A 3,193-nucleotide genomic window follows, 5' to 3' on the forward strand; every position below is an offset into this window, starting at 1 on the left:
ATTAATTGATCAATGCGATACGCCCAGTGGGTTCGCCGCTCTCTTCGAATGGGCGGATGGCGACTGCCTACACGCCCACTGGAACTTCGCTAGATATCCCAAATATCAGCATCCCCAATGTCCCAGTTACCGTTTGCGCAACTTGCCCATTAACCTACGGCTAGACACCTTGCATCAGATTTTCGAGTTTCATGAGTATGTCGCCCAAAAGGGCTATGTGGCCATCGATTTTTATGACGGCTGCATCATGTACGACTTTGCCACTGATCGCCTGACCATCTGTGATGTTGATTTCTATGAAAAGGCGCCTTTTCAGTGGGACGGACCGCGGGCGTTATACTATGTAGCCCGTAGGGCGGTATCGCCGGAGCGGGAGGCCCGCTACCAAAGCATTGGGGAATTTATTGAAGAGTGGGAAGCTGCGGGCGGGTGGGTGGTTGATCCAGTAGCGAAACTGCCCAAAATGGCGGTTATTCGCATGGCAATAGCAGGAAAAAGACATCGGTAGTTGAAAATTAGGGAATTGAGTAATTGTTAGCACGGGAGAAACACAATACGGTCATAAACTGGAGCGAAAACCTTTATCAAAGGGAAATTCGTCCAGACTAATTGAGATAGGGAGAACACGCCATGACATACAAGGACACGCTCGAAACAGGGCGGTTGATTTTGCGGCCGCTCGTCATTGAGGACTTTGATGCCGTACATTCATGGGCCAGTAATCCGGCTAATACGCGCTATATGTCTTGGGGACCCAATGACGCCAAACAGACACAGGACTTCATCAATTCTGCCAAACGCGGCAAGGATTTTGCCGTAGTTCCGAAAGATCTTGGCAAGGTGATCGGCAGTTGCGGCATATATCCGGACGTTGATAACGATACGGCCGAAATCGGCTGGATTCTCCACATGGATTATTGGAAACGCGGTTACGGAACGGAGCTTGGTGGCGAGCTAATCCGCTACGGATTTGGGGATTTGAAACTGCGGCGCATCAATGCCTTTTGCGCCGCTGACAATTATGGTTCATACCGGATTATGGAACGCAACAGCATGCGCCGGGAAGCCCTGCACCTTAAATCGTTCTGGGGGCGCGTCGACAAAGAGTGGATTGACAGGGCCATCTACGCCATACTCGCGGATGAGTATTTTCAAAAGCGCGGTTGATAAGCCGAGTATGCAGTTCTATAATTCATGGAAGATGCCATATTTCTGTTGCCTGCTCCGCAAGGGTTGCACAAGGTAATCACTAGACTGAGGAAATCTAGGAGTATTGTGAGGATGACAAATGACAATAACAAATAAAAGCATTGAACAAATAAGTATTCCGAAGTTACTGTGTCTGATTTTTATTCCTACTTCAGTGTTAACTATAGTTTACATCTTCGCAGGGCTCGCACAAAATGTAATTCCTTCATTGATATTATTCTATCTTTGCGCTGCTTTCACTTTGTTTCCAATCGAATTAGGTATAGTCATGTATGCCAGCAAAAAAGAATATGGCAGTTTTTCTCTAAAAAGTGCGTTTTCCCGTTACAGCAAAATGAGTTGGTGGAAAGTGTTTTTATATGGGTCTCTGCTCTTCGCTTTTGCAGGAATTATGTCTGTAACGCTAGCACCATTGGAAAACAACTTGTTTGCTCCAATTTCAAATTACCTGAAGCAGATTACACCCGAGTATTTTGACTGGGCTAATATTGAATATTTTGGGCAGTATTCGAAGGGCATTTTACTGTTTACTTTTATTGGGTACCTTTTGTTTAATGTTATTGTCGGTCCGATTGTGGAAGAACTGTTTTTCAGAGGTTACCTCACACCGAAAATGAGTCGATTTGGTAATTGGGCACCGTTGATAGTCACCGTTCTGTTTTCGTTGTATCATCTGTGGTTGCCATTCAATAATTTGTTTAGAATTTCCGTATTCTTTCCTGCTGCATTCGTTGCTTGGAAGAAGAAAAACATTTACATATCAATTGTGTTTCATTGTCTGTGCAACTTAATATCATCTATTAGCCTTATTGTTTCTGTATACCAGGGGTAAGATTGAGCATTATCTTCAATGACTCATATCGGAAAAGTGATCAAGGAAAGTTCGAGTGATATCGAGTCGTCCCCTTGTCCTTTCTGGCACGCTTGACTTTATTTATCATTTGACTATAAATACATATATAGTCAAATGTACGGAAAGTGAAATTACGCTTATGGAAGTGAGCTTATGCCGAAACCCCTGACGGAAAATGAGCGCGAATACATCAAAAGCAGACTGATAGAAGAAGCTCAGAATTGCCTAAAGCAATATGGCATGCGAAAAACAACAGTAGATGAACTTGTAAAGAGAGTCAACATACCAAAAGGAACCTTTTATCTTTTTTATGACTCCAAAGAGCTTTTATTCTTCGATGTTTTTCGTGCTTTTCATGATGAAATGCATGCCTATTTAAAGCTCAAAATGGAAGCCCTTCCTATCCCTGTAACAGCGGTGGCGGTGACTGATTTGATCTTTAATGTGTATCAAAAGGTCGAGGAATCATTTTTATACCGGTTTATCATTGATGGCGATATTGAGTTGCTGATGCGCAAGTTGCCTCCGGAGGTAACCCAGGAACATACGGAAATTGACAATTTTAGCATCCAGCAACTCCTTGCCGTGGTTCCCATGGCCCCCGGAATCAATGATGAAAACAGCGAGATATTTGGCGCTGCCTTAAGGGCGATCTTTTTAACGATGCTTCACAAACAGGAAATAGGAAGCAATCAGTTTGGCGACACGTTAAAGCTGATGATCCGGGGTATTGTGATACAGATGTTTGAGGAGAGGATAAAGTGATTAGTGTACAAAACCTGAAGTTCAGCTATACAAAGCAATCGTTTATCAAAAACATCAGCTTTAATGTCTTCAATGGCGAGATTTTTGGATTTTTGGGTCCTTCCGGTGCCGGCAAAAGCACGCTACAAAAAATCCTTACCGGGCTTCTAACTAATTATCAGGGGAGCGTCCAAGTGGATGGTATCGAGGTAAAGCATCACAGTAGTGCCTTTTACGAAGAAATCGGGGTCGATTTTGAATTCCCAAGTCTTTATGAAAAATTGACTGGCCGGGAGAACCTGCGCTATTTTGCCTCGCTTTATAAAAAACAATCTGATATCGATTCTTTACTAAAAAGCGTGGGGCTTTTCGCAGATGCTGACAAAA

4 protein-coding genes and 1 pseudogene are annotated in these 3,193 nt (G+C 43.5%); all 5 read left to right on the forward strand.

Features of this window, described 5'->3' with window-relative positions; translation table 11 throughout:
- A pseudogene (locus B2633_RS13995) lies at window positions 1-508 on the forward strand (hypothetical protein); the annotation flags it as partial.
- Window positions 509-630: 122 nt separating this feature from the next.
- Entirely contained in the window at window positions 631-1,167 is a 537-nt protein-coding gene (locus B2633_RS14000) for a GNAT family N-acetyltransferase (RefSeq protein ID WP_483171354.1), read from the forward strand.
- 121 nt (window positions 1,168-1,288) lie between these two features.
- Window positions 1,289-2,041 (forward strand): CPBP family intramembrane glutamic endopeptidase, encoded by a 753-nt coding sequence (locus tag B2633_RS14005; RefSeq protein WP_483171355.1) that lies wholly within the window; start codon window positions 1,289-1,291, stop codon window positions 2,039-2,041.
- A 174-nt stretch (window positions 2,042-2,215) separates the two neighbouring features.
- Entirely contained in the window at window positions 2,216-2,827 is a 612-nt protein-coding gene (locus B2633_RS14010) for a TetR/AcrR family transcriptional regulator (RefSeq protein WP_483171356.1), read from the forward strand.
- Window positions 2,824-3,193: ATP-binding cassette domain-containing protein (locus B2633_RS14015; protein WP_483171357.1), on the forward strand; the 370-nt coding region annotated here is incomplete at its 3' end. The genes B2633_RS14010 and B2633_RS14015, both read left to right, overlap by 4 nt.

Origin of the sequence: Syntrophomonas sp. UBA1041 (assembly GCF_002316705.1) — a bacterium.
Lineage (GTDB): Bacteria > Bacillota > Syntrophomonadia > Syntrophomonadales > Syntrophomonadaceae > DTU019.

Bases quoted from the DNA above. Each gene is read 5' to 3' on its own strand.
- B2633_RS14000 (WP_483171354.1), top strand. From the start codon at position 631: ATGACATACAAGGACACGCTCGAAACAGGGCGGTTGATTTTGCGGCCG.
- B2633_RS14005 (WP_483171355.1), top strand. From the start codon at position 1,289: ATGACAATAACAAATAAAAGCATTGAACAAATAAGTATTCCGAAGTTA.
- B2633_RS14010 (WP_483171356.1), top strand. From the start codon at position 2,216: ATGCCGAAACCCCTGACGGAAAATGAGCGCGAATACATCAAAAGCAGA.